The sequence below is a fragment of the Streptomyces sp. NPDC054932 genome, assembly GCF_053610205.1.
This window is the reverse complement of record NZ_JBSGXU010000141.1, coordinates 1-21,799: the sequence shown is the minus strand read 5'-3', so window position 1 is coordinate 21,799 and position 21,799 is coordinate 1. Positions and strand designations below refer to the sequence as shown.

At 72.7% G+C, this 21,799-nt stretch carries 23 protein-coding genes and 1 pseudogene; 13 read left to right on the top strand and 11 right to left on the bottom strand.

The genetic code is table 11. The features are described from left to right. Positions 1–532, bottom strand: a 532-nt coding sequence (locus tag ACWGE1_RS29570; RefSeq protein WP_453423516.1) for an acyl-CoA dehydrogenase family protein, incomplete at its 3' end; no start/stop codon positions are given. After that, a complete protein-coding gene (locus ACWGE1_RS29565) occupies positions 532–1,677 on the bottom strand; it encodes an acyl-CoA dehydrogenase family protein (RefSeq protein WP_453423519.1) in 1,146 nt (381 codons plus the stop codon). The genes ACWGE1_RS29565 and ACWGE1_RS29570, both read right to left, overlap by 1 nt. Positions 1,678–1,802: 125 nt before the next feature. Here ACWGE1_RS29565 and ACWGE1_RS29560 point away from each other — a divergent pair, with 125 nt between their 5' ends. From ACWGE1_RS29560 to ACWGE1_RS29540, 5 genes are all read left to right on the top strand, one after another. Continuing rightward, positions 1,803–2,585, top strand: coding sequence for an SDR family oxidoreductase (locus tag ACWGE1_RS29560; RefSeq protein ID WP_453423515.1), 783 nt, complete (start codon positions 1,803–1,805; stop codon positions 2,583–2,585). Positions 2,586–2,653: 68 nt separating this feature from the next. Then, a complete protein-coding gene (locus tag ACWGE1_RS29555) occupies positions 2,654–3,283 on the top strand; it encodes a TetR/AcrR family transcriptional regulator (RefSeq protein ID WP_453423514.1) in 630 nt (209 codons plus the stop codon). A 26-nt stretch (positions 3,284–3,309) separates the two neighbouring features. Continuing rightward, positions 3,310–4,467 carry an acetyl-CoA C-acetyltransferase gene (locus tag ACWGE1_RS29550; protein ID WP_453423513.1) on the top strand — a complete coding sequence of 386 codons (1,158 nt, stop codon included), beginning with the start codon at positions 3,310–3,312 and terminating at the stop codon, positions 4,465–4,467. A gap of 432 nt (positions 4,468–4,899) precedes the next feature. After that, positions 4,900–5,103: a cold-shock protein gene (locus ACWGE1_RS29545; protein ID WP_030010141.1), complete on the top strand. Its 204-nt coding sequence runs from the start codon at positions 4,900–4,902 to the stop codon at positions 5,101–5,103. Positions 5,104–5,204: 101 nt separating this feature from the next. Then, on the top strand, positions 5,205–6,893 hold the full coding sequence (locus ACWGE1_RS29540) for a DEAD/DEAH box helicase (RefSeq protein ID WP_453423512.1): 1,689 nt from the start codon (positions 5,205–5,207) through the stop codon (positions 6,891–6,893). A 76-nt stretch (positions 6,894–6,969) separates the two neighbouring features. Here the strand turns inward: ACWGE1_RS29540 and ACWGE1_RS29535 are convergent, their stop codons facing one another. From ACWGE1_RS29535 to ACWGE1_RS29515, 5 genes are read right to left on the bottom strand one after another with little or no spacing between them, the layout of a single operon-like run. Beyond that, a complete protein-coding gene (locus ACWGE1_RS29535) occupies positions 6,970–7,899 on the bottom strand; it encodes a tyrosine-protein phosphatase (RefSeq protein WP_453423511.1) in 930 nt (309 codons plus the stop codon). A 30-nt stretch (positions 7,900–7,929) separates the two neighbouring features. Further along, positions 7,930–9,021, bottom strand: coding sequence for an NAD(P)H-dependent flavin oxidoreductase (locus tag ACWGE1_RS29530; protein ID WP_453423518.1), 1,092 nt, complete (start codon positions 9,019–9,021; stop codon positions 7,930–7,932). A gap of 10 nt (positions 9,022–9,031) precedes the next feature. Further along, positions 9,032–9,775 carry a CoA-transferase subunit beta gene (locus ACWGE1_RS29525; protein ID WP_453423510.1) on the bottom strand — a complete coding sequence of 248 codons (744 nt, stop codon included), beginning with the start codon at positions 9,773–9,775 and terminating at the stop codon, positions 9,032–9,034. Continuing rightward, a complete protein-coding gene (locus ACWGE1_RS29520) occupies positions 9,772–10,632 on the bottom strand; it encodes a CoA transferase subunit A (protein WP_453423509.1) in 861 nt (286 codons plus the stop codon). The genes ACWGE1_RS29525 and ACWGE1_RS29520 overlap by 4 nt, the downstream gene beginning before the upstream one ends. Beyond that, a complete protein-coding gene (locus ACWGE1_RS29515; RefSeq protein WP_453423508.1) occupies positions 10,629–11,378 on the bottom strand; it encodes an enoyl-CoA hydratase family protein in 750 nt (249 codons plus the stop codon). Before ACWGE1_RS29515 ends, ACWGE1_RS29520 begins: the two co-directional genes overlap by 4 nt. 56 nt (positions 11,379–11,434) lie before the next feature. Here ACWGE1_RS29515 and ACWGE1_RS29510 point away from each other — a divergent pair, with 56 nt between their 5' ends. The 3 genes from ACWGE1_RS29510 (at position 11,435) to ACWGE1_RS29500 (ending at position 13,653) form a co-directional block, all read left to right on the top strand. Beyond that, positions 11,435–12,214: an SDR family oxidoreductase gene (locus tag ACWGE1_RS29510; protein ID WP_453423507.1), complete on the top strand. Its 780-nt coding sequence runs from the start codon at positions 11,435–11,437 to the stop codon at positions 12,212–12,214. 1 nt (position 12,215) lies between these two features. Then, complete coding sequence (locus ACWGE1_RS29505) at positions 12,216–13,127, top strand: SDR family oxidoreductase (protein WP_453423506.1); 912 nt, start codon at positions 12,216–12,218, stop codon at positions 13,125–13,127. Between the two features lie 88 nt (positions 13,128–13,215). Further along, positions 13,216–13,653: a VOC family protein gene (locus ACWGE1_RS29500; protein WP_453423505.1), complete on the top strand. Its 438-nt coding sequence runs from the start codon at positions 13,216–13,218 to the stop codon at positions 13,651–13,653. A 333-nt stretch (positions 13,654–13,986) separates the two neighbouring features. Here the strand turns inward: ACWGE1_RS29500 and ACWGE1_RS29495 are convergent, their stop codons facing one another. Both ACWGE1_RS29495 and ACWGE1_RS29490 read right to left on the bottom strand, forming a co-directional pair. Then, positions 13,987–14,676, bottom strand: a complete 690-nt coding sequence (locus tag ACWGE1_RS29495; protein ID WP_453423504.1) for an HAD family acid phosphatase — start codon at positions 14,674–14,676, stop codon at positions 13,987–13,989. A gap of 113 nt (positions 14,677–14,789) precedes the next feature. Then, complete coding sequence (locus ACWGE1_RS29490) at positions 14,790–15,782, bottom strand: hypothetical protein (RefSeq protein WP_453423503.1); 993 nt, start codon at positions 15,780–15,782, stop codon at positions 14,790–14,792. Between the two features lie 172 nt (positions 15,783–15,954). Between ACWGE1_RS29490 and ACWGE1_RS29485 the strand changes: the two genes are divergently transcribed. The 3 genes and pseudogenes from ACWGE1_RS29485 (at position 15,955) to ACWGE1_RS29475 (ending at position 17,909) form a co-directional block, all read left to right on the top strand. Then, on the top strand, positions 15,955–16,707 hold the full coding sequence (locus ACWGE1_RS29485) for a serine protease (RefSeq protein WP_453423517.1): 753 nt from the start codon (positions 15,955–15,957) through the stop codon (positions 16,705–16,707). 142 nt (positions 16,708–16,849) lie between these two features. Beyond that, a pseudogene (locus ACWGE1_RS29480) lies at positions 16,850–17,512 on the top strand (response regulator transcription factor). 181 nt (positions 17,513–17,693) lie between these two features. Then, positions 17,694–17,909, top strand: coding sequence for a hypothetical protein (locus ACWGE1_RS29475; protein ID WP_453423502.1), 216 nt, complete (start codon positions 17,694–17,696; stop codon positions 17,907–17,909). Here the strand turns inward: ACWGE1_RS29475 and ACWGE1_RS29470 are convergent. Both ACWGE1_RS29470 and ACWGE1_RS29465 read right to left on the bottom strand, forming a co-directional pair. Next, positions 17,864–18,202, bottom strand: a complete 339-nt coding sequence (locus ACWGE1_RS29470; protein WP_453423501.1) for a winged helix-turn-helix domain-containing protein — start codon at positions 18,200–18,202, stop codon at positions 17,864–17,866. The genes ACWGE1_RS29475 and ACWGE1_RS29470 overlap by 46 nt on opposite strands. Continuing rightward, positions 18,199–18,618 carry a hypothetical protein gene (locus ACWGE1_RS29465; protein WP_453423500.1) on the bottom strand — a complete coding sequence of 140 codons (420 nt, stop codon included), beginning with the start codon at positions 18,616–18,618 and terminating at the stop codon, positions 18,199–18,201. Before ACWGE1_RS29465 ends, ACWGE1_RS29470 begins: the two co-directional genes overlap by 4 nt. Positions 18,619–18,764: 146 nt before the next feature. On the opposite strand from ACWGE1_RS29465, the gene ACWGE1_RS29460 reads away from it, so the two are divergent. Then, the gene (locus tag ACWGE1_RS29460) at positions 18,765–19,139 is read left to right on the top strand and encodes a chorismate mutase (RefSeq protein ID WP_453423499.1); all 375 of its coding nucleotides are present in this window, start codon (positions 18,765–18,767) and stop codon (positions 19,137–19,139) included. A 42-nt stretch (positions 19,140–19,181) separates the two neighbouring features. Continuing rightward, a complete protein-coding gene (gene pepN, locus ACWGE1_RS29455) occupies positions 19,182–21,707 on the top strand; it encodes an aminopeptidase N (protein WP_453423498.1) in 2,526 nt (841 codons plus the stop codon). Positions 21,708–21,799 lie beyond the last annotated feature (92 nt).

The following is a 21,799-nucleotide window of genomic DNA, read 5'->3' as shown; positions in this document are numbered from 1 at the left end:
GCCTGCGCGCGGGATCCGTGGACCGGAGCGGTTCACCCGCGCCGCCCGCGCCGTCCCGGCCGCCGCCCGGGCCGCCGACCAGTCGCAGCTCGCCCGCCCCCGACACCGTGAACAGGTACGTCGCCGCGTCCGCGTCCAGGGCGTACGGGCTCCCGCCCGGCAGGATCAGCGTCGCCGAGGTCTCGCCCCCGGCCAGCCCCGGCAGGAACCGCTGGGCGAGCGACTCGTCCCCCAGCTCCGACAGCAGAACCGACACGGCGGCGCTCTCCACCACCGGCCCCGGCACCCCGGCCCGCCCCAGCTCCACGAAGCCGAGGGACATCTCCAGCGGGAGCAGGCCCGCCCCCTCCCAGCGCTCCGGCACGGCCAGCGCGAACAGTCCCGTCCGGGCGAGAGCGGCCCACAGCGCCCGCCCGGGGTCCGGTTTGCCGTCCGCCCAGGCCCGTACCGCCGCCGGGACCTCCGCCGCGGCCAGCAGGGAGCGCAGCGTACGGGCGAAGGCCGACTGCTCGTCGGTCGGCAGGAAGCGCATCAGCGGCGGCCCTTCGGGAGGCCGAGCAGCCGCTCGGCGATGATGTCGCGCTGGATCTCGTTCGTCCCCGCGTAGATCGGCCCGGCGAGGGAGAACACCCACGGTTCGGCCCACTCGCCCTCCGCGAGCTCCGCGTCCGCGCCCAGCAGGTCCAGCGCCGTCTCGTGCAGGGCGATGTCGTACTCCGACCAGAACACCTTGTTCAGGCTGGACTCGGCCCCGATCGCCTCGCCCGCCGCGAAGCGGGAGGCGTTCGCCCAGGTGAACAGCTCGTACGCGCGCGCCCCGACCACCGCGTCCGCCACCCGGTCCCGCAGTGCGGCGTCGGACGCGTCCCCGCGCGCGTGCCAGAGCCCCACCAGCCGGTCCGCCGCCGCCAGGAAGCGGCCGGGGGAGCGCAGGGTCAGCCCGCGCTCGTTGCCGGTCGTCGACATGGCGATCCGCCAGCCCTGCCCCGGCTCCCCGATCACGTCCTCGTCCGGTACGAAGACCTGGTCGAGGAAGAGCTCCGCGAAGGCCGGCTTGCCGTCGAGGCGGCCGATGGGCCGCACCGTCACCCCCGGTGCCCGCAGGTCGAACATCAGATACGTGAGCCCCTGGTGCGGTTTCGCGGTGTCCGGGTCGCTGCGGAAGATCCCGAAGGCGCGGTCCGCGAAGGCCGCCCGCGAGGACCAGGTCTTCTGCCCGGACAGCAGCCAGCCGCCGTCCGTGCGGACCGCCCGCGACTTCAGGGACGCCAGGTCGGACCCCGACTCGGGCTCCGACCAGGCCTGCGCCCAGATCACCTCGCCGCTCGCCATGGACGGCAGCACCCGCGCCCGCTGCTCCGCGCTCGCGTGGTCGAAGAGGGTGGGCGCGAGGAGGTTGATGCCGTTCTGCGAGACCCGGCCGGGCGCGCCCGCCGCCCAGTACTCCTCCTCGAAGACCAGCCATTTCACGATGTCCACGCCCCGGCCCCCGTACTCCTCGGGCCACGAGACCACCGACCAGCGGTCCGCGTGCAGCGCCGCCTCCCACTCCCGGTGCGCCGCGAAACCCTCGGCCGTCTCCAGGGAGGGCAGGGGGGAGGCGGGGACCCGGTGGGCCAGCCAGGCCCGGGCCTCGGCCCGGAAGGCCTCCACCTCCGCCGTCTGGGTCAGGTCCATGGTGAGGTCCATCGGCCGGCCGCCCCCTTCGCGAAGCTTCCCTAACAAGTGTTTGGTAGGCTAACGTACGGCATGAGCAGCGTCGAGGAGTTCCGCTCCCCGGCCTTCCCCGAGGAGGTACGGGCGTGACCGCCCCCGACTACGTCCCCGCGCACGGACTGCTGAAGGACCGCACCGCCGTCGTCACCGCCGCAGCCGGCGCCGGCATCGGCGGAGCCACCGCCCGCCGCCTCCTGGAGGAGGGCGCCCGCATCGTCATCGGCGACGCCCACGCCCGCCGCCTGAAGGAGACCGAGGAGGCGCTCGCCGCCGAGTTCGGGGCCGACCGCGTCACCTCCCTGCCCTGCGACGTCACCGACGAGGACCAGGTCCAGGCCCTCTTCGCGCTCGCCGAACACACCCACGGCCGCCTCGACATCGTCGTCAACAACGCCGGCCTCGGCGGCACCGCCGCCCTCGTCGACATGACCGACGCCCAGTGGTCCCGCGTTCTCGACGTCACCCTCAACGGCACCTTCCGCTGCACCCGCGCCGCACTGCGGGCGCTCAGGGCCTCCGGCGGCGGCGGGGTGGTCGTCAACAACGCCTCCGTCATCGGCTGGCGCGCCCAGACCGGCCAGGCCCACTACGCCGCCGCCAAGGCCGGAGTGATGGCGCTGACCCGCTGCGCCGCCCTGGAGGCCGCGGAGTTCGGCGTACGCGTCAACGCGGTCGCCCCGAGCCTGGCCATGCACCCGCACCTGGTGAAGGTCACCAGCGAGGAGCTGCTGGCCGAACTCACCGCCCGCGAGGCCTTCGGCCGGTACGCCGAGCCCTGGGAGGTCGCCAACGTCATCGTCTTCCTGGCCAGCGACTACTCGTCGTACATGACCGGCGAGACGGTGTCGGTCAGCAGCCAGCACGCCTAGGGGATGCCTTGCCGACCGGACCGGGCCCGCGACGCCCGGCAGGGCATCACCTGGCCGAGAATGGGCGCGTGCCAACGAACAAGCCGACAGTCAAGAAGAAGCCGCAGGTGACGGCCTCCCCGGAACGGCGTCGTGAACTCCTCGACACCGCCGCCGAGGTCTTCGCCGCGCAGGGCTACAACGCCACCACCGTCCGCAAGATCGCAGACGCCGCCGGCATGCTCGCCGGCAGCCTCTACTACCACTTCGATTCCAAGGAATCGATGCTCGACGAGATCCTCTCGGCGTTCCTGACCGAACTGTGGGAGGGGTACGACACCGTCCTCGCCGCCGGTCTCGGCCCCAGGGAGACCATCGAGGCCCTCGTCACCGAGTCCTTCCGGGAGATCGACCGGCACCGCGCCGCCGTCGCCATCTACCAGAAGGAGTCCCGCACCCTCTCCGCCCAGCCCCGCTTCCACTACCTCTCCGCCTCGCAGCAGAAGTTCGAGAAGGCATGGCTCGGGACGCTGGAGCGGGGCGTCGCCGCCGAGGTCTTCCGCGCCGACCTCGACATCCGCCTCACCTACCGCTTCGTGCGCGACACGGTGTGGGTGGCGGCGTCCTGGTACCGGCCGGGCGGACAGCACAGCCCCGAAGAGATCGCCCGCCAGTACCTGTCGATGGTGCTGGACGGGATCGCACTGCGCCCCACGTGAGAGACCCGACCGTCTGAGGAGTCCCGATGCCCGAGGCCTACATAGTCGATGCGGTACGCACCCCCGTGGGGCGGCGGAAGGGCGGCCTGTCCGCCGTCCACCCGGCCGACCTGGGCGCGCACGTCCTGAAGGCACTGATCGAGCGGTCCGGGGTGGACCCGGCCGCCGTGGAGGACGTGGTGTTCGGCTGCCTCGACACGGTGGGACCGCAGGCGGGCGACATCGCACGGACGGCGTGGCTGGCGGCCGGCCTGCCCGAGGAGGTGCCGGGGGTCACCGTCGACCGGCAGTGCGGGTCCTCGCAGCAGGCGGTGCACTTCGCGGCGCAGGGCGTCCTGTCCGGCACCCAGGACCTGGTGGTCGCGGGCGGCACCCAGAACATGTCGATGATCCCGATCGCCTTCGCCTCACGGCAGGCGGCGGAGCCGCTCGGCCTCGACGAGGGGCCGTACGCCGGCTCGCAGGGCTGGCGGGCCCGCTACGGGGACGCCCCGGTGAACCAGTTCCACGGCGCCGAACTGATCGCGCGGAAGTGGGGCATCACCCGGCAGGACATGGAGGAATTCGCACTCCGCTCCCACCGGAGGGCGATCCGGGCCATCGACGAGGGCCGCTTCGCGCGCGAGACGGTGGCGTACGGGGACGTGAGCGCGGACGAGGGCCCGCGCCGGGACACGACCCTGGAGAAGATGGCCACCCTGAAGCCGGTGGTCGAGGGCGGCACCATCACGGCGGCCGTCTCCTCCCAGGTCTCGGACGGCGCCGCGGCGATGCTGATCGCCTCCGAGCGGGCGGTACGCGAACACGGCCTGCGCCCGCGCGCCCGCATCCACCACCTCTCGGTACGCGGCGAGGACCCCATCCGCATGCTGTCCGCGCCGATCCCGGCCACGGCCCACGCGCTGAAGAAGACCGGCATGTCGCTGGCCGACATCGACCTGGTGGAGATCAACGAGGCGTTCGCCCCGGTGGTGCTGGCCTGGCTGAAGGAGACCGGGGCCGACCCGGAGCGGGTCAACGTCAACGGCGGCGCGATCGCCCTGGGCCATCCGCTGGGGGCGACCGGGGTGAAGCTGATGACCACCCTCCTGCACGAACTGGAGCGCACCGGCGGCCGCTTCGGCCTCCAGACGATGTGCGAGGGGGGCGGCCAGGCCAACGTGACGATCATCGAGCGGCTGTAGGCCGGGCCGCTCCGGGCCGGGGGTGAGGGGCGCCGTCCTGCGGGTCCCCGCCCGTGCGGCGGCCGTGGCTGCGGACGTTCGGTGGTCCGACCCGTAAGGATGAATCTTTTCGCCCACGGCGGAGCCGGGCCGCCGGTCGGGGCGGGCGTCCGGAAGGGTCCGGACCGCCCGCAACCCAAGGGGGACGGGGGCTCCGGCCCGCCGGCCGGCCCACCGGGCCGGTCGGCACGGCGCACGTCGGCGGGGTGGAGGGCGCAGGTCACACCCCTTGCCCCGGGACTCCCCGCAGCGAGGTGTGCTAGCTTAGAGCTCGTTGCAGTTGTGGTACCCATGAACTTTATGTGCGCCTGACGGGAATGTTCCTCAGGCGCTTTTATTGTTTTGCCGGAATCTCCGGATGGGGCCCTTTGCCGCCTATTCAGGAGATTTAAAATGGCACTTGGCACCGTGAAGTGGTTCAACTCGGAAAAGGGCTTCGGCTTCATCGAGCAGGACGGTGGCGGCCCGGACGTCTTCGCCCACTACTCGAACATCGCCACCCAGGGCTTCCGTGAGCTCCAGGAGGGCCAGCGCGTGTCCTTCGACGTCACCCAGGGCCAGAAGGGCCCCCAGGCGGAGAACATCATCCCCGCCTAAGTTCTTCAGCATGCCGGGGTCCGCACCGCGAGGTGCGGGCCCCGGCTTGTCTGCTGTTTCGACCTTTGTTTTACCTGCCGGTTTCAGGAGGGCTTTCTCGCATGACCAGCTCCAGCTCCGCACGACCCAGCCGCCGCCCCACCCGGGGTCGAGGTGCGGCCCAGGGGCGTCCGAAGTCTGGCGCGGGACGGCAGAAGTCCGCGCCCGTTGCCCGGCCCCAGGAATTCACCATGCCCGAGCCGATCGCCCCGGCGCTGCCGCCGGTCGAGTCGTTCGGGGACATGGACATGCCCGAGGCGCTGCTGAAGACCCTCGCCGCCCAGGGCGTCACCGAGCCGTTCCCCATCCAGGCCGCGACGCTGCCGAACTCCCTCGCCGGCCGTGACCTGCTCGGCCGCGGCCGCACCGGCTCCGGCAAGACGCTGGCCTTCGGCCTGGCGCTGCTGGCCCGTACCGCCGGCCGCCGCGCGCAGCCGAAGGCGCCGCTCGCGCTGGTCCTCGTACCGACCCGTGAGCTCGCGCAGCAGGTCACCGACGCCCTGGCCCCGTACGCCACGGCCGTCAACCTGCGCATCGCGACCGTCGTCGGCGGCATGTCGATCAACCGGCAGTCGGGCGCCCTGCGCCGCGGCGCCGAGGTGCTCGTCGCCACCCCCGGCCGCCTGAAGGACCTCATCGACCGCGGTGACGCCGACCTCTCGCAGGTCTCCATCACCGTCCTCGACGAGGCCGACCAGATGACCGACATGGGCTTCATGCCGCAGGTCACGGCGCTGCTCAAGCAGGTCGAGGCCGGAGGCCAGCGGATGCTGTTCTCGGCGACGCTGGACAAGAACATCGACAAGCTCGTCAAGATGTTCCTGACCGACCCGGTCGGCCACTCCGTCGACCCGTCGGCCGGTGCGGTCACCACCATGGAGCACCACGTCCTGTACGTCATGGACGAGACCGACAAGAAGGCCGTGGCGACGCGTATAGCCGCTCGCGACGGCCGGGTGATCATGTTCGTCGACACCAAGCGCGGGGTCGACCGCATGGTCAAGAAGCTGCTGGCCGACGGCGTGCGCGCCTCCGGCCTGCACGGCGGCCGCTCCCAGCCGCAGCGCAACCGCACCCTGGACTGGTTCAAGACGGGCGAGGTCACCGCGCTGGTCGCCACGAACGTCGCGGCCCGCGGCATCCACATCGACGACCTCGACCTGGTCGTCAACGTGGACCCGCCCACCGACCACAAGGACTACCTGCACCGCGGCGGCCGTACGGCCCGCGCCGGTGAGTCCGGCAGTGTGGTCACCCTGGTCCTCCCCGACCAGAAGCGGGACATGTCCCGTCTGATGTCGGACGCCGGGATCTCCCCGCGCACCGCCCAGATCAAGTCCTCGGACGAGGAACTGGCCCGGCTGACCGGCGCCAAGGAGCCCTCGGGCATCCCGGTGGTGCTGGACGTGCCGCAGCCGACCCCGCCGAAGCCTCGCTCCGGCTCTGGCTCCGGTACGGGCTCCGGCTCGCGCCGCCGGTCGGGCGGTCCGCGCACCGGCTCCGCCACGGGCGGCGCTCCGGCGAACGGCGGCCGCGGCCGCCGTTCCGGCGGGGGCACCTCCGGTCAGGCCCCGGCGGCCTCCGGGTCGGGCCAGGCCCGTCGCGGCGGCCAGGCCGGCGGCGGCGGCGCTGCCGGATCCGGTGGCGAGCGCGGCCGGCGCGGCACGGGCGGCTCCGGTGGCGGCGCCGCCGCGGCCTCCTCGCGCAGCCGGGTCGGCACCGGTGGCCAGGGCCGCCGCCGGGCGGTCTGACCGACCCGCACAACGCAGGCACCACGACGCCGGGCAGCGCAGGACGCGCTGCCCGGCGTCGTGCTGTGCGCCGCCGCTACCGGACCATCCTGTCCTGCAGCTTCGCCAGCGTCCGCAGGTCCAGGCCGAGGCCCTGCGTCAGGTAGCCGTAGAAGCTGCCGTAGTCGGCCTCCAGCTGCGCCGTCGCCGAGTCCAGGTAGTCCTGACGGACCTCCTGGAGCGGGATCAGCAGGTCCGGGTTCTGCATCCGGCCCGACTGCTTGAGGCCCGCCCGCACCCGGGCGTCGTAGGCGGCGCGGAACGTGTTCGACGCCAGGTAGTCGCGCTCCGCGGTGTCCTCGGGGACCGCCAGGGCGCGCAGGAGCACGTAGCTCATCCAGCCCGTCCGGTCCTTGCCGGACGTGCAGTGGTACAGGACCGGGCCCTGCCGGCCGTCCGCGATCTCCCGCAGGGTCGCCGCGAACTGCGCCCGGTTCTCGGGGCTGCTCACGAAGGTGCGGTAGATGTCGCGCATGTAGGCCTCGGCGCGGCCGCCGCCGAGCATCTGCTCCTGGACGACGGGGTCGCCGCTGCCGATCGCGCCGACGAGGGTCCCGTAGAGGCCGAGGTCACTGACCGGGCGGGCGGTGGGGGAGAGTCCGGTGGGCAGCCGGTCGGCGCCGTCGTACTGGATCTCCATCGGAATGCGGAAGTCGATGACCTTCTTGAGGCCGAGACCGGAGACGGTGGTGACGTCCGCGTCGGTCAGCTTGCTCAGTGTGTCGGAGCGGTAGACCAGCCCCTGGCGGACCTGACCGCCGGTCCAGGTGCGGTATCCGCCGACGTCCCGGAGGTTGACGGCGCCCTGGAGGGGGATCTGACGAATCGTTTCGGCTTGCTGGTGGTGGTGCCGGGCGCTGGCCCCGGCTCCGGGCGCCGTCGCCGAGTACGCGGAGGCGGGCAGGGTCCCGACGACGAGGGCGGCGGCGGCCGCCGCGGTCGCCAGGCGGATTCGGGCACGGCTCATGGGGGCGACTCCTGTGACGGAGAAGGGGGATCACCCTGGTGGTGGCAGGGTGCGGAGCGAGTGCTGCCCGTTCGACCGGTGCAGACGGTCCAGCACGGTGTGTGCCTCGGCCATGACGCGGGAGACGAGCTCCGCACAGGACGGGAGATCATCGATCACCCCCGCGACCTGGCCCGATGCCATGACGCCGAGGTCCGTACGGCCCTCGACCATGGACGCCTTGAGGAGCATCGGGGTGTTCGCGGCGAGCAGGACCTGGCTCCAGGACAGGTCCTTGCCGTGTTTCATCGCGAGGCCGTCGCGGACCATCTGCGGCCAGCTCAGACCGGACAGCTTCCGGAAGCCGGCCGCGTGCCGCACCGCCCGGACCAGCGCCCGGGCCCGGCCCGCCCGCTCCAGCGAATCGACCAGCTCCGTACGGAGCATGCGGTGCGGCAGCCCGTCGACGGCCGTGGTCACGGTGACGTCCTTGACCGTGGCCCGCAGGTACTCGGCCTTCACGGCGTCCGGGACGGTGGAGTCGGAGGTCAGCAGGAAACGGGTGCCCATGGCGATGCCCGCCGCCCCGTACGACAGCGCGGCGACCAGGCCGCGGCCGTCGCCGAAACCGCCCGCCGCGATCACCGGGATGTCCACGGCGTCCACGACCTGCGGCAGCAGCACCGTCGTGGCCACGTCCCCCGTGTGACCGCCGCCCTCGCCGCCCTGCACGATCACCGCGTCGGCGCCCCACGCGGCCACCTTCTCGGCGTGCCGCCGGGCCCCGATCGACGGGATGACGACCACACCCGCGTCCTTCAGCCGTCCGATCAGCTCCTTCGACGGCGCGAGCGCGAAGGAGGCGACCCGCACCCCCTCGTCGATGATCAGCTGGGCTCGCTCGGCCGCGTCCCCGGCGTCCGCGCGCAGATTGACCCCGAAGGGGGTCCCGTCCGGCACGCGGGACCTGACCTCGCGGACCGCCGAACGCAGCTGGTCCACCGTCATCGTCGCCGAGGCCAGGATGCCCAGCGCCCCCGCGTTCGCCGCACCCGACACCAGGCGGGGGCCGGCGACCCAGCCCATGCCCGTCTGCACGATCGGGTGCTCGACCCCCACCAGCTTCGTGAATGCCGTCTCCAGGGCCATCGCGTCAGCCCCGCACTTCCCGGTCGCGCAACCCCTTCGGGTCGATCACCTCGCGGATCAGCCGCAGCTCCTCGGCGGTCGGCTCCCGGGTGCACGGGACCTCGCCGGTGATCGCCGGCTCGAAGCCGGTGGCCGCCCGGACCTGCTCGACGGTGACCCCGGGGTGCAGGTAGGCCAGGCGCATCGAGTGGCCGGGCCCGTCGAAGTCGAAGACGCCGAGATCGCTGACCACCCGGGGCAGGCGGTGGAAGCGGGTCACACCGGCCGCCTCCGCGCGGTCGTAGCCGACACCGCTGACCATGTCGACGCGCTCGACGAACACCCGCGTGGAGTGCTTGGGGATCCAGTAACTCACCGGATTGTTCAAGGTGTTGGCGGGAGCCCCGCGCACCCCGAGGAGCTGGCGGGACGGCCGCTCCCAGTCGCCGATGCAGGAGATGTTCTGGTTGCCGAACCGGTCGATCTGGCTGGCGCCCATCATCACGTGCCGCCGGCCACCGGTCACCATCGTCAGGTGGCGCCGGTACGGGAGCCAGCCCTCGGGCGTACCGTCGAGCCCGACGAGCATGGCCTCGCCGTCGGTCAGCAGCAGATCGGGGGAGAAGGTCCGCTTCGCGAGCCGGGCCCCGAAGGAGGGGATCAGGCCCATCGGGCTGGCGAGCACCTCGCCGTTGTCGCGCCATGCCTCGGCGCACGCGATCACGCAGTACTCGGCGCGGGAGACCGTGCGGGGGGCGGTGGTCGTCACTGCTGCTCCTCGTGCCAGGTCCGGACGGCGGACTGGTAGTCGTGCTCGCCCGCCCCGGACAGGAAGCGCGCCGAGAACTCGGGCCAGGGGGTGGTCGCGTACAGCTTCTGGAAGGGCTCGTCGCGCTCGTAGTCGGGGACACAGGAGGTGAAGTGCGCACCGTTCGGGGTCTCCACGACCCCGGTCACGGAGTGCCGGCTGACGAGGAGGGACTGCGGGGGTCCGGCCTTGGCGAGCTCGGCGGTCTCCACGAGCTGCTCGCAGGAGACGTAGGCGGCGTCGGCGGCCTCGCAGAACAGGTCGTCGAAGTACGGGTCCGGGCCCAGGTACTGGGCGTTGCCGAGGCGGTCGGCGCGGTTCAGGTGGACCAGGGCGGCGTCCATGCGCAGGGCGGGGACGGCGACGAGCTCCTCGCCGTCGTCGTAGGGGGAGGTGACCGTGCGCAGCTCGGGGTTGACCCGCATCACGTCGGAGCCGAGGCCGGCGCGGACGGGGAGGAAGGGCAGCCGGTTGGCGGCGGCGTGCAGCCCCCACATGAACATGGCCTCGTCGAGCTCGGTGAGGGTGAAGGCGGCGCGCTCGCGGGCCGCCCGGAAATGGGGCTCCAGCGGGATGGAGTCGAGGGTGGCGAAGGGGGCGACGAGTCTGCGGATCCGGCCGGCGGCGGCCAGCAGGCCGACGTCGGGGCCGCCGTAGGAGATCACGGTGAGATCGGTGACCGCGGAACGGAGCAGTGCCCGTACCAGGGCCATGGGCTTGCGCCGGGAACCCCAGCCGCCGATGCCGATGGTCATCCCGCTGCGCAGCTGCCCGACCACCTCTTCGGGGGTCAGTACCTTGTCCGTCCTGCCGGTCATGCGCGCTCTCCCTTTCCGAAGGTGTCGCGGACCCGGTCGGCCACCCCGCTGAGGTTGGCCTCGAAGGTGAAGCCCTGCTCGAAGCGGTAGCTGCGGCGCACGTCCACGGGGTCGATGCCGTTGATGGCCGCCTTCGCGAGCCGGATCAGGCAGCCGTCCTTCCGCGCGATCTCGGCGGCCAGCTCCAGGGCGGCCGGGCGCAGCTCCGCGCGCGGGACCACCTTCCAGACCGAGCCGTGCGTGTGCAGTTCGGCGGCGGTCGCGGTGCGCGAGGTGTAGTACAGCGCGCGCATCAGGTGCTGCGGGACCAGCCGGGCCAGGTGGGTGGCGGCGCCGAGCGCGCCCCGGTCCAGCTCGGGCAGTCCGAAGGTGGCGTCGTCGGAGGCGACGATCGCGTCGGCGTTGCCGACGAGCCCGATGCCGCCGCCCAGGCAGAAACCGTGCACGGCCGCGACGACCGGGACCTCGCACTCGTACACGGCGGCGAAGGCCTCGTAGCAGCCCCGGTTGGCGCCGATGAGGGTGGCGTGTCCGGTGTCGCGCTGCATCTCCTTGATGTCGACGCCGGCGTTGAAGCCGCGCCCCTCGGCGGCGAGCACCACGCACCGGACCTCCGGGTCGCGGCCGGCGGTGCGCAGGGCGTCGGCGAGGTCGTACCAGCCCTGCACGGGGAGCGCGTTGACGGGCGGGAAGTCGACCGTGACAAGTGCGATGCCCTTGTCGGGGCTCGAGGTGGAGACACTCATGAGAGGATCAGCTACCTTTCCACCAAACATTTGTTAGGTGAGGAAGGTAGCAGCCTATGGAGCTCGACGGGAGGGTTGTCGTCGTCACCGGGGGAACCCGCGGCGTCGGCGCCGGGATCGCCCGGTCGTTCCTCGCGGCCGGCGCGGACGTGGTCGTCTGCGCCAGGCGCCCCCCGGACGAACCGGTCACGGAGGCCGGCCGGAAGGCCTCCTTCGTCCCGGTCGACCTGCGCGACAGCGCCGCCGTGCACGACCTCTTCGGCTCGGTCGCAGGGCGCCACGGCCGGCTCGACTGCCTGGTCAACAACGCGGGCGGCACCCCGTACCGGCTCCTGGGGGAGGGCGAGGCGCAGCGCCACGCACGGGTCGTCGAGCTCAACCTCCTCGCGCCGATGACCGCCTCGCTGGCTGCGCATCCGTGGCTGCGGGAAGCACGGGGCTCGATCGTCATGATCGGCAGCGTCAGCGGCACCCGGCCCTCGCCGGGAACGGCGGCGTACGGCGCGGCCAAGGCGGGGCTGGAGAACCTGGCCCGGTCCATGGCCGTCGAATGGGCCCCCGACGTACGGGTCAACTCGCTGGTCCTGGGCATGGTGCGGACCGAACTGGCGCACCTGCACTACGGGGACGAGGACGGCATCACGGCGGTCGGCGCCACCGTCCCGCTGGGGCGGCTGGCCGAACCCTCGGACGTGGGGGAGGCGGCGGTGTTCCTGGCCTCGGACCGGGCGGCGTACGTGAGCGGGGCGAGCCTGCTGGTGCACGGGGGCGGGGAGCGCCCGGCGTTCCTGGACGCGGCCACGGTCAACAAGGCAACTGTCGACAAGGAGAGCTGAGATGGCGGGACTGTGCGAAGGCCGGGTCGTGATCGTGACGGGCGCGGGACGGGGACTGGGGCGCGCCCATGCGCTGGCCTTCGCCGCGGAAGGGGCGAAGGTCGTCGTGAACGACCTGGGGGTCGGGCTGGACGGGCTGCCGGGGCCCGACGGCCCGGCGGCGCAGGTGGCCGGGGAGATCGTGGCGCGGGGCGGGGAGGCGGTGGCGCACGGCGGGGACATCGCGACCCCGCAGGGGGCGGCCTCGCTGGTGGCGGCGGCCGTGGACACCTTCGGGCGCCTGGACACCCTGGTCAACAATGCGGGCTTCCTGCGCGACCGGATGCTGGTGAACCTGGACGAGGACGACTGGGACGCGGTCATGCGGGTGCACCTGAAGGGCCACTTCCTGCCGCTGCGGTCGGCCGCCGCGTGGTGGCGGGCGGAGGCGAAGGCCGGCCGGCCGGTGGCTGCCCGGGTGGTCAACACCTCTTCCGGGGCCGGGCTGCTGGGCTCGGTCGGCCAGGGCAACTACAGCGCGGCCAAAGCGGGGATCCTCGGCCTGACGGTGGTCGCGGCGGAGGAGATGGGCCGCTACGGGGTCCAGGTCAACGCGATCGCCCCGGCGGCGCGGACCCGGATGACGGAGCAGACCTTCGCGCAGACCATGGCCGCCCCCGAGGCGGGCGCCTTCGACGCGATGGCCCCGGAGAACGTGTCCCCGCTGGTGGTGTGGCTGGGCGCGGACGCCTCGGCGGGGGTCACGGGCCGGGTCTTCGAGGCGGAGGGCGGCCGGATCACGGTGATGGAGGGCTGGCGGCCGGGCCCCACGGCGGACCGGGGCGCACGGTGGACCCCGGTGGAGGCGGGGGAGGCCACGCTGAAACTCCTCGCGGCGGCGCACACTCCGCTGCCGGTGTACGGCGCGCGGTGATCCGGCGCGGGCCCGGCCCGATCCGGCCGGACAGCCCCTAGGGTTTCTGCTCCGGGAGGACCGGCAGCCGAAGGGACAGGACGCAGCGATGACCGTCACGCCGAGCCCGCAGAAGATCACCACGTTCCTGATGTTCGAGGGGCGGGCCGAGGAGGCGATGACCTTCTACCTCTCCCTGTTCGACGACGCCGAGGTGCTGGGCATCAGCCGCTACGGCCCCGACGACGCCGCGGGCGGGGAGGAGGGGACCGTACGCCACGCGTCCTTCTCCCTGGCCGGGCAGTCGTTCATGTGCATCGACAGCTCGGTCAAGCACGAGTTCGGCTTCACGCCCGCGATGTCGCTGTACGTCCAGTGCGAGGCCGAGGCCGAGATCGAACGCCTCTACGCCGCCCTCGCCGAGCAGGGCACGGAGCTGATGCCGCTGGGCTCCTACGGGTTCAGCGCCAGATTCGGCTGGGTGAACGACCGCTTCGGGGTCTCCTGGCAGCTGAACCTGGTGGGCGGGGCGAACGCGGCACCGTGACGGCGACCGGGCCCGGGCCCGGACTCGGGCCAGGAGCCCGGACTCAGGGCCGGGGCCCGGACTCAGCGCCCGGCGTCCGCCCCGGGCCCGTCGAGCCCGAGCATCTCCAGGGCCGACTCCAGTTACGGGCGGCGCACCTGCAGGAGGCGAGGGCTGTCCCGGAGCGGATGGGGCGGCGCGGCACGGAAGCGGGCCCGGCCCCCTGGCGAGGGGTCGGGCCCGAGTCTTCGTTGGTGCGGTGTCCTATGACTACCCGCTACATCCCCCCGCTGAACCGCGAAAGGCCCATCATGTTGTCCGTCGTCCCGCCGGCCCCGCGCGGCCGCCCCGGGATCAGGAGAGCTTGCCGTTGTAGTCCGGCAGCTTGACGGTGCGCTCCGCGTGACCGCCGACGAGGTCGGTCGGGCTGTTGCCGATGTTCGCGATGATCGTGTAGCCGCGCGCCTCGATCTCCGCCCGCTTGCCCGTCTTGTAGGCGCTGACCTCGTCGAACAGGTCGGGCAGATCGCGGACGTAGAGCCCCGAGACGGGATAGCCGACGGCCTTGAGGTTGCGCTCCGTGAGGGAGTGGATGATCCCCGGGCGGGCGGTGACGAAGAAGACCGCGACGCCGCGCGCGTGCGCGTACTGGGTCAGCGCGCGGACCTTGGTGATCGCGGGGGTCGGGAAGGTCCAGAACCAGTGGAAGTCCGTCTCCAGCGAGGTGTTGTCGATGTCGAGGACGAGGGCGGGCTTCTCGCCGGCGGGCGAGGCGGCGATGCGCGCCTCGATGGCGGGCCGGGCCGCGTCGATGACGGCGGCGACGTCCCGCTGCCAGGTGGCGTAGTCGATGCCGAGGATCGCCGCGTTGCCCCCGGGTGCGGAGGCGGCCGGGGACGCGGACGCGGGCGCCGATACGGGCGCGGGCGCCGGGGCGGGCGCGGCCTGGGCGGCGGTGGCCGGAACCAGCGCCAGGACGGCGGTGGCCGCGGCCACGCCGGCGGCGGCTGAACGGGGCATACGGGTGCGGCGGGTACTGCGCATGGGGGGGCGCTCCCTCGGTCACGAGTTGGCATGTACGTGACCAGAGTTGGCGAGAACCGCACCCCTGTCTACTGGCCGGTAGGAAACTTTTCGTGGCCGCGTGATGAATGGTCCTACGTGATGCAGTCGAGGACGGTGTGGCACAGGGCGCACCGGGCCCGGAGCCGTCCGCGCACCGGCACCCGCAGCCGCTGCGCGCACACCGGGCACGGGAAGCTCACCCGCAACCCGGGCCCGGTGCCGTCCTGTTCGAAGCGGTAATCCGGGCCGTCCGGGGGTGCACCCGCCGGTTCGTCCGCCTGCCCCTGCGCCGGTCCGTCCGCCCGGGTGGCTGCCGGTCCGTCCGCCCGGGTGGCCGCCGGTCCGTCCGCCGGGGTGGCCCCGGCGCGCCGCGCCTTCGCGTACCGCCGCCGTGCCAGCGGCCCCGCGGCCGCCAGCGGGGCCCGGCGGTGGTCGCGCTCGGCCCGCGCCCGCCCGCGCACGTAAGCCTCGTACGCCTGGGGGCTGGTGAACCAGGTGGAGGGGTCCTCGCCGAACAGTGCGGCGCGCTTGGCCAGCACGTAGCCGAATTCCTCCGGGGTGAGGTAGCCGAATCGCTGGTGGGTCAGCGCGTCCTCGCGGTAGGCGTCCAGGAGCAGCCAGCCCGCCCCCAGGTAGGCGGCGGCGGTGTCGGTGAGGATCTCGTTCTCCGCGGTGCCGGGGAACCGCAGGTCCAGGCGGTGCAGCAGGACGTGGGCGACTTCGTGCGCCAGGGCGGCCGCCAGGTCCCGGCGGTGGGTGCGGAAGCGGTCGTTGACCTCGATGAAGTACTCGGGCCCCGCGGCCAGTTCCACGGTCGCCGCCTGTTCCATGGGCCGGAAGGAGACCAGGACGCGTGCGTCGGGCAGCCGCAGTGCGCGCACCATGGCGGAGGCCACCCGCTGCGCGCCCAGGTGGAGGTCGTCGGTGGCGTCGAAGGCGGCGTCGGCGGGGGCGAAGCTCGTGTCGTAGGCGCGGATCCCGTCGGCCGACAGTCGGCGGAAGAGTGCGGTGAGCGAGGCGCGGACGGCCGCCAGGTGCGGAAATCCGTGCTCGATGGGGCCGCCCGGCCCACCGTTCTGCGTCATCGAGCCCTCCTTACAGCAATCCCTGCCGCCGGGGCGGGAGTTGGCCGAAATTGCGTTCTTGATGTCCACCACGCGCCTGTTGTGTCATGGACCCGTCATTCACCCGATGACACGCACAGCCCAACCCCCCACGAAAGGCAGTGTGTTGACTGTGACCACCCTTGTGCAGTTCATGAAGCGCACCCTCGCCGTCGGAGCGGTCGCCCTCGCCGCCGTCAGCCTCCAGCCCGGCACCGCCACCGCCGGCCCGGCACCCGTCGTCGGCGGCACCCGCGCCGCTCAGGGCGAGTTCCCCTTCATGGTGCGCCTCTCCATGGGCTGCGGCGGCGCCCTGTACACCCAGCAGATCGTCCTCACCGCCGCCCACTGTGTGAGCGGCTCCGGCAACAACACCTCCATCACCGCCACCGCCGGAGTCGTCGACCTCAACAGCTCCAGCGCCATCAAGGTCAAGTCCACCAAGGTCCTGCAGGCCCCCGGCTACAACGGCACCGGCAAGGACTGGGCCCTGATCAAGCTCGCCAAGCCCATCAACCTGCCCACCCTCAAGATCGCCGAGACCAAGGCCTACGACAACGGCACCTTCACCGTCGCCGGCTGGGGCGCCACCCGCGAGGGCGGCGGCCAGCAGCGCTACCTGATGAAGGCCACCGTCCCCTTCGTCTCCGACGCCACCTGCAAGGCCGCCTACGGCAGCTCCCTCGTCCCGAGCGAGGAGATCTGCGCCGGGCTGCCCCAGGGCGGCGTCGACACCTGCCAGGGCGACTCCGGCGGCCCCATGTTCCGCCGCGACAACAACAACGCCTGGATCCAGGTCGGCATAGTCAGCTGGGGCGAAGGCTGCGCCCGGCCGAACTACCCCGGCGTCTACACCGAGGTCTCCACCTTCGCCGCCGCGATCAAGAGCGCCGCGGCCGGCCTGTAACCCCCTCAGGTCCTTCCGGCCGGGCACGCACCGGCCGGAAGGGCCTCCCGGCGGCCCGCCGTGCGGTTGCGGGCCGACCCGCACACCAGTCCCACGGGAAGGAAACGGCGGCGGCAGCGGGCGACAGCGGGACGGACGGCGCATGGCGATCAGAGTGGTCATCGCGGACGACCAGGAAATGGTCAGGACCGGCTTCCGGATGATCCTCGAAAGCCGGCCGGACATCGAGGTCGTCGCCGCCGTCGTCGACGGCGAAGCCGCCCTCGCCGCCGTCTCCGAACACCGGCCGGACGTCCTGCTCCTCGACATCCGCATGCCGGGGATCGGCGGCCTGGAAGTCACCCGGCGCCTGTCCGGCAACGACACACCGCACATCGTCATCGTCACCACCTTCGACCTCGACGAGTAGGTCCACGCGGCGCTCCACGGCGGAGCCTGCGGCTTCCTCCTGAAGGACGCCGGCCCGGCCATGCTGGTTGAAGCGGTACGGGCGGCAGCCGTGGGCGACTCCCTCGTCCCACCCGCCATCACGGTGCGGCTGCTGCACGAGACGGCCCCGCGCGCCCCGGCCTCCGCCGCCCCCGCGGCCCGCCGCCCCACGGAGCCCCAGACCGAGCGGGAACGCGACGTCGTACGCTGCCTCGCGCGCGGGCTGACCAACGCGGAGATCGCCGGAGAGCTCTTCGTCTCCCTGTCCACGGTCAAGACCCACCCGGCCAACGTCCAGGCCAAGCCCGACGCCCGCAACCGCGTCGAGATCGCCGCCCGGGCCCGGGAGAGCGGCCTCGCCGCCACCTCGACATGACCCCCACCGCGACCGGGCCGATCCCGCCCCGCCCCGCGGTCCGGGGCGCAGCCCCGGGGAGCACCGGCGCAGCCGCCCCGGGCCCCCGCAGCCGGGCCCGCACGTGCCCCCGTACCACCGTCGCGAGCACACCCCCCGCGCCGCGAGCCGGACGGGGCCGGGCCCGCGGCCGGGTCACCCGGTGAGCCCCCTGTCCGGCTGGGCGCGCATCCACCCCCACACAGCCACCCGGCTGCGCCTGTCCCTCTCCCTCGTCCTCCTCGCCCTCGTCGGCTTCGAGGGCTTCGTCCTCGCCGGCCGGCCCAGCGTCCCGCACGCCGCCGTATGGGCGTCCGGCGCGCCCGACGCGCCTCACCCCAGTGCGATGGCCCGCAGCGCGGCCAGATGCCGCTCGTAGACGGCCCGGCCCTCGGGGGTCAGCGAGAGCCAGGTGCGCGGACGGCGCCCCACGCGGCCCTTGCGGACCGCGACCCAGCCCGCCTCCTCCAGCGCCGCGACCTGCTTGGACAGCACCGAGTCCGAGACCTCGACCAGGTCCCGTACGAAACCGAACTCGGCCTTGTCCAGCGGAGCCAGCGCCGCCACCACGGAAAGCCGTACGGGCGCGTTGAGCAGCGGCGCCAGGTCGTGCCGCGGATGCCCGCCCCGCTTCGCTTCCGCCCCGATGTCCGCGGTCGGCTCGTCCGTCATGTCGTCCTCCGCGTCTCGGTCCAGGCACCGATGGCCAGGGGCAGCGCACACGCCACCGCGGCCACCGCCGCGAACGGCACGCCGTGGCCGAACACCGCGGTGCCGAGCGTGACCGTCAGGGCGAACAGCGTCGCCCAGGATGCCACCAGCAGTACGTGCTTCTTCCCGGCCCCCCGCCGCATCACGCGCTGCCGCGCCGCGTACACGCTCAGCCCGGCCACGAGCAGCCCGTTGGTCAGCGAGAACACCACCGCCGAGACCGGCCCGCGCCACAGCACCGCGATCGGCACGAGCACCAGCTGACCGGCCGCGAACACCCATAGGTAGCGCGCGTACCAGCCACTGCGCTGCCGCGCCGCCCGCTCCACACCGGCCGCCCGGCCGAGTGCCCCGACCGCCTTCGCCGTCTCCTCCATGGTTCCCCCTCGCTCGCACACGGATGATCGTTCCCCTGTGATTTCCACTATGGCGAGTACTTTCCAATCCGGCAAGTAAAAGGCCGTCGTCTCACAGGCCGACTGCCCGAGGAACCAACGGCCGCCGCCACGTATTCTCGGGAACCATGAACATCAGCGACCTCGACAACGGCACCGGCACGGGCACCGGCGCGGCCGACGACGCCGCCCAGGACGCCGCAGGCATCGACGACAGCGTCACCGCCGAACTCGCCCGCCTGCGCGACAGCATCGACAACATCGACGCGGCCGTCGTCCACATGCTCGCCGAACGCTTCAAGTGCACCCAGCAGGTCGGCCACCTCAAGGCCAGGCACCAGCTGCCCCCCGCCGACCCGGGCCGCGAGGCCAGCCAGATCGCCCGGCTGCGCCAGCTCGCCGAGAACGCCAAACTCGACCCCGCCTTCGCCGAGAAGCTCCTCAACTTCATCATCGCCGAGGTCATCCGCCACCACGAGACGATCGCCGCGGGCGAAGAGTAGAAGTCCGGGGGTCCGGCCGCCCACTGGGGCAGCATGGGCCCCATGTCCGCACTGACGCGCACCGAAGCGCAGCTCCGAGCCCAGCTCCTCGACGTCCAGCACTACGCCGTCACCCTCGACCTCACCGGCGACGACGAGACCTTCGACTCCACCACCGTCATCCGGTTCACCGCCCGAACCGCCGCAGACACCTTCGTCGAACTGAAGCCCGTCGAGCTGCGCTCCGCCACCCTCGACGGCAACCCCCTCGACCCGGCAGCCCTCAGCGACAACCGCCTCCCGCTCACCGGCCTCACCGAGGGCCCCCACGAGCTGCACCTCGACACCCGCATGCGCTACTCACGCACCGGCGAGGGCCTGCACCGCTTCACCGACCCCGCGGACGGCCAGACCTACGTCTACAGCCAGATGTTCCTGGACGACGTCCAGCGGGTCTTCCCCGCCTTCGACCAGCCCGACCTCAAGGCCGTCTTCGAATTCACCGTCACGGCCCCCGCACACTGGACCGTCCTCGCCAACGGCATCACCACCCGCATCGCCGCCGCCCCCGACGGCAGCGGCGCAGCCATCTGGCAGTCCGCCCCCACCCCCCTCATCTCCACCTACCTCGCCGCCGTCGCCGCCGGCCCCTGGCACAGCGTCCGCACCCAGCACGCCGGACTGCCCTTCGGCATCCACTGCCGACAGTCCCTCGCACCCCACCTGGACGTCGACGCCGACGAGATCCTCTCCGTCACCAAGGACTGCTTCGACCGGTACCAGGAGAAATTCACCGAGCCCTACCCCTTCGACTCCTACGACCAGGCCTTCGTGCCCGAGTTCAACGCCGGCGCCATGGAGAACCCCGGACTCGTCACCTTCCGCGACGAGTTCATCTTCCGCTCCGCCGTCACCGACACCGAACGCCAGTCCCGCGCCATGGTCATCGCCCACGAGATGGCACACATGTGGTTCGGCGACCTCGTCACCCTCGCCTGGTTCGACGACATCTGGCTCAACGAATCCTTCGCCGAATACATGGGCTACCAGACCCTCACCGAAGCCACCCGCTTCACCGACACCTGGACCGACTTCGGCGTCACCCGCAAGCCCTGGGGCTACGACGCCGACCAGCGCCCCTCCACCCACCCCGTCGCCCCCGCACCCGACGACGTCCCCGACACCGCCTCCGCCCTCCTCAACTTCGACGGCATCTCCTACGCCAAGGGCGCCTCGGCCCTGCGCCAACTCGTCGCCTGGCTCGGCGAGAAGGACTTCCTGGCCGGCATCAACACCCACTTCGCCCGCCACAAGTTCGCCAACGCCTCCCTCGCCGACTTCATCGACTCCCTCGCCGCGCACACCGAACGCGACGTCCGCGCCTGGGCCGACATCTGGCTGCGCACCACCGGCATCGACACCCTCACCCCCCGCATCGAGGAGTCCGAGGGACGCCCCGACACCCCCGCCGGCTGGACCCTCGCCGTCGACCGCCGGGGCAGCCGCCCCCACCACATCGCCGTCGGCGTCTACGACCGCGACCCAGTCGACGACCGCTTCCTGGAACTGCGCGAACTCCTCGACCTCGACATCCCCTCCGACGAGATCATCTCGGTGACCGGAGCCCGCCCCGCCCTGCTCCTCCTCAACGACGTCGACCTCACCTACGCCAAGGTCCGGCTCGACGAAACCTCCGTCGAAACCGTCCGGCACGGCCTCTCCGGCATCCCCGACGCCCTCACCCGCGCCGTCGTCTGGAACTCCCTGCGCGACATGGTCCGCGACGGCGAACTCGACCCGCACGACTTCCTGCGGACCGCCTCGGCACACCTGCCCGAGGAGAACGACCTGGCCATCGTCCAGGGCGTGCTCGCCTTCGCCCGCACCCAGGTCGCCGTACGCTACGTCGCCCCCGAGGAGCGGACCGCCGCACTCGCCGCCCTCACCACCATCGCCCGCGACCTGCTGCGGCGCACCGAGGACGGCTCCGAGCCCGGCATGCGGCTGACCGCCGTACGCACCCTCGTCGACAGCGCCACCCAGCCCGACACCATCGCCGCCTGGCTCACCGACGACACCGTCCCCGGCGGCCCCGCACTCGACCCCGAACTGCGCTGGCGCATCCTCGGCCGCCTCGCCGTCCTCGGCGCCGTCGGCGCGGACGACATCGACGCCGCCCTCGCCGCCGACCCCAGCGCCACCGGCGAGGAGGGCGCGGCCCGCTGCCGCGCCGCGCTCCCCACCCCCGAGGCCAAGGCCGCAGCCTGGGACCGCCTCTTCCACGACGACAGCCTGTCCAACTACCTCTTCAGCGCCACCGCCCAGGGCTTCTGGCAGCCCGAACAGGCCGAACTGCTCACCGAATACGTCACCCGCTACTACCCGGACGCCGTCGCCCTCGGCGCCCGCCGCGGCCCGGCCATCGGCGAGGCCGCCGGCCGCTGGGCATTCCCCGCGTACGCCATCGACGAGGCCAACCTCCAGGCCGGCCGGACCTGCCTCACCGACCCGGACATCCTCCCCCTCCTGCGCCGCAAGCTGGTCGACCAACTCGACGACCTCGCCCGCGCACTCCGAGTCCGCGGCTAGGTCGTGTCCGCAAAGTCCCGTCTGCTCGGCGGGGCCTGGCACGCACGCCTGCCGCGTTGTCGTCGGTCGTCGATGCTCCGCATGGACTCCCT

Excerpts from the sequence above, each read along its gene's own strand:
- ACWGE1_RS29495 (WP_453423504.1), bottom strand. The coding sequence starts at position 14,676 with ATGCGCAGTACCCGCCGCACCCGTATGCCCCGTTCAGCCGCCGCCGGC.
- ACWGE1_RS29535 (WP_453423511.1), bottom strand. The coding sequence starts at position 7,899 with ATGAGCCGTGCCCGAATCCGCCTGGCGACCGCGGCGGCCGCCGCCGCC.
- ACWGE1_RS29550 (WP_453423513.1), top strand. The coding sequence starts at position 3,310 with ATGCCCGAGGCCTACATAGTCGATGCGGTACGCACCCCCGTGGGGCGG.
- ACWGE1_RS29460 (WP_453423499.1), top strand. The coding sequence starts at position 18,765 with ATGAACATCAGCGACCTCGACAACGGCACCGGCACGGGCACCGGCGCG.
- ACWGE1_RS29505 (WP_453423506.1), top strand. The coding sequence starts at position 12,216 with ATGGCGGGACTGTGCGAAGGCCGGGTCGTGATCGTGACGGGCGCGGGA.
- ACWGE1_RS29485 (WP_453423517.1), top strand. The coding sequence starts at position 15,955 with ATGAAGCGCACCCTCGCCGTCGGAGCGGTCGCCCTCGCCGCCGTCAGC.
- ACWGE1_RS29520 (WP_453423509.1), bottom strand. The coding sequence starts at position 10,632 with ATGACCGGCAGGACGGACAAGGTACTGACCCCCGAAGAGGTGGTCGGG.
- ACWGE1_RS29540 (WP_453423512.1), top strand. The coding sequence starts at position 5,205 with ATGACCAGCTCCAGCTCCGCACGACCCAGCCGCCGCCCCACCCGGGGT.
- ACWGE1_RS29545 (WP_030010141.1), top strand. The coding sequence starts at position 4,900 with ATGGCACTTGGCACCGTGAAGTGGTTCAACTCGGAAAAGGGCTTCGGC.
- ACWGE1_RS29510 (WP_453423507.1), top strand. The coding sequence starts at position 11,435 with ATGGAGCTCGACGGGAGGGTTGTCGTCGTCACCGGGGGAACCCGCGGC.
- ACWGE1_RS29470 (WP_453423501.1), bottom strand. The coding sequence starts at position 18,202 with ATGACGGACGAGCCGACCGCGGACATCGGGGCGGAAGCGAAGCGGGGC.
- ACWGE1_RS29465 (WP_453423500.1), bottom strand. The coding sequence starts at position 18,618 with ATGGAGGAGACGGCGAAGGCGGTCGGGGCACTCGGCCGGGCGGCCGGT.
- ACWGE1_RS29500 (WP_453423505.1), top strand. The coding sequence starts at position 13,216 with ATGACCGTCACGCCGAGCCCGCAGAAGATCACCACGTTCCTGATGTTC.
- ACWGE1_RS29515 (WP_453423508.1), bottom strand. The coding sequence starts at position 11,378 with ATGAGTGTCTCCACCTCGAGCCCCGACAAGGGCATCGCACTTGTCACG.
- pepN (WP_453423498.1), top strand. The coding sequence starts at position 19,182 with ATGTCCGCACTGACGCGCACCGAAGCGCAGCTCCGAGCCCAGCTCCTC.
- ACWGE1_RS29565 (WP_453423519.1), bottom strand. The coding sequence starts at position 1,677 with ATGGACCTGACCCAGACGGCGGAGGTGGAGGCCTTCCGGGCCGAGGCC.
- ACWGE1_RS29490 (WP_453423503.1), bottom strand. The coding sequence starts at position 15,782 with ATGACGCAGAACGGTGGGCCGGGCGGCCCCATCGAGCACGGATTTCCG.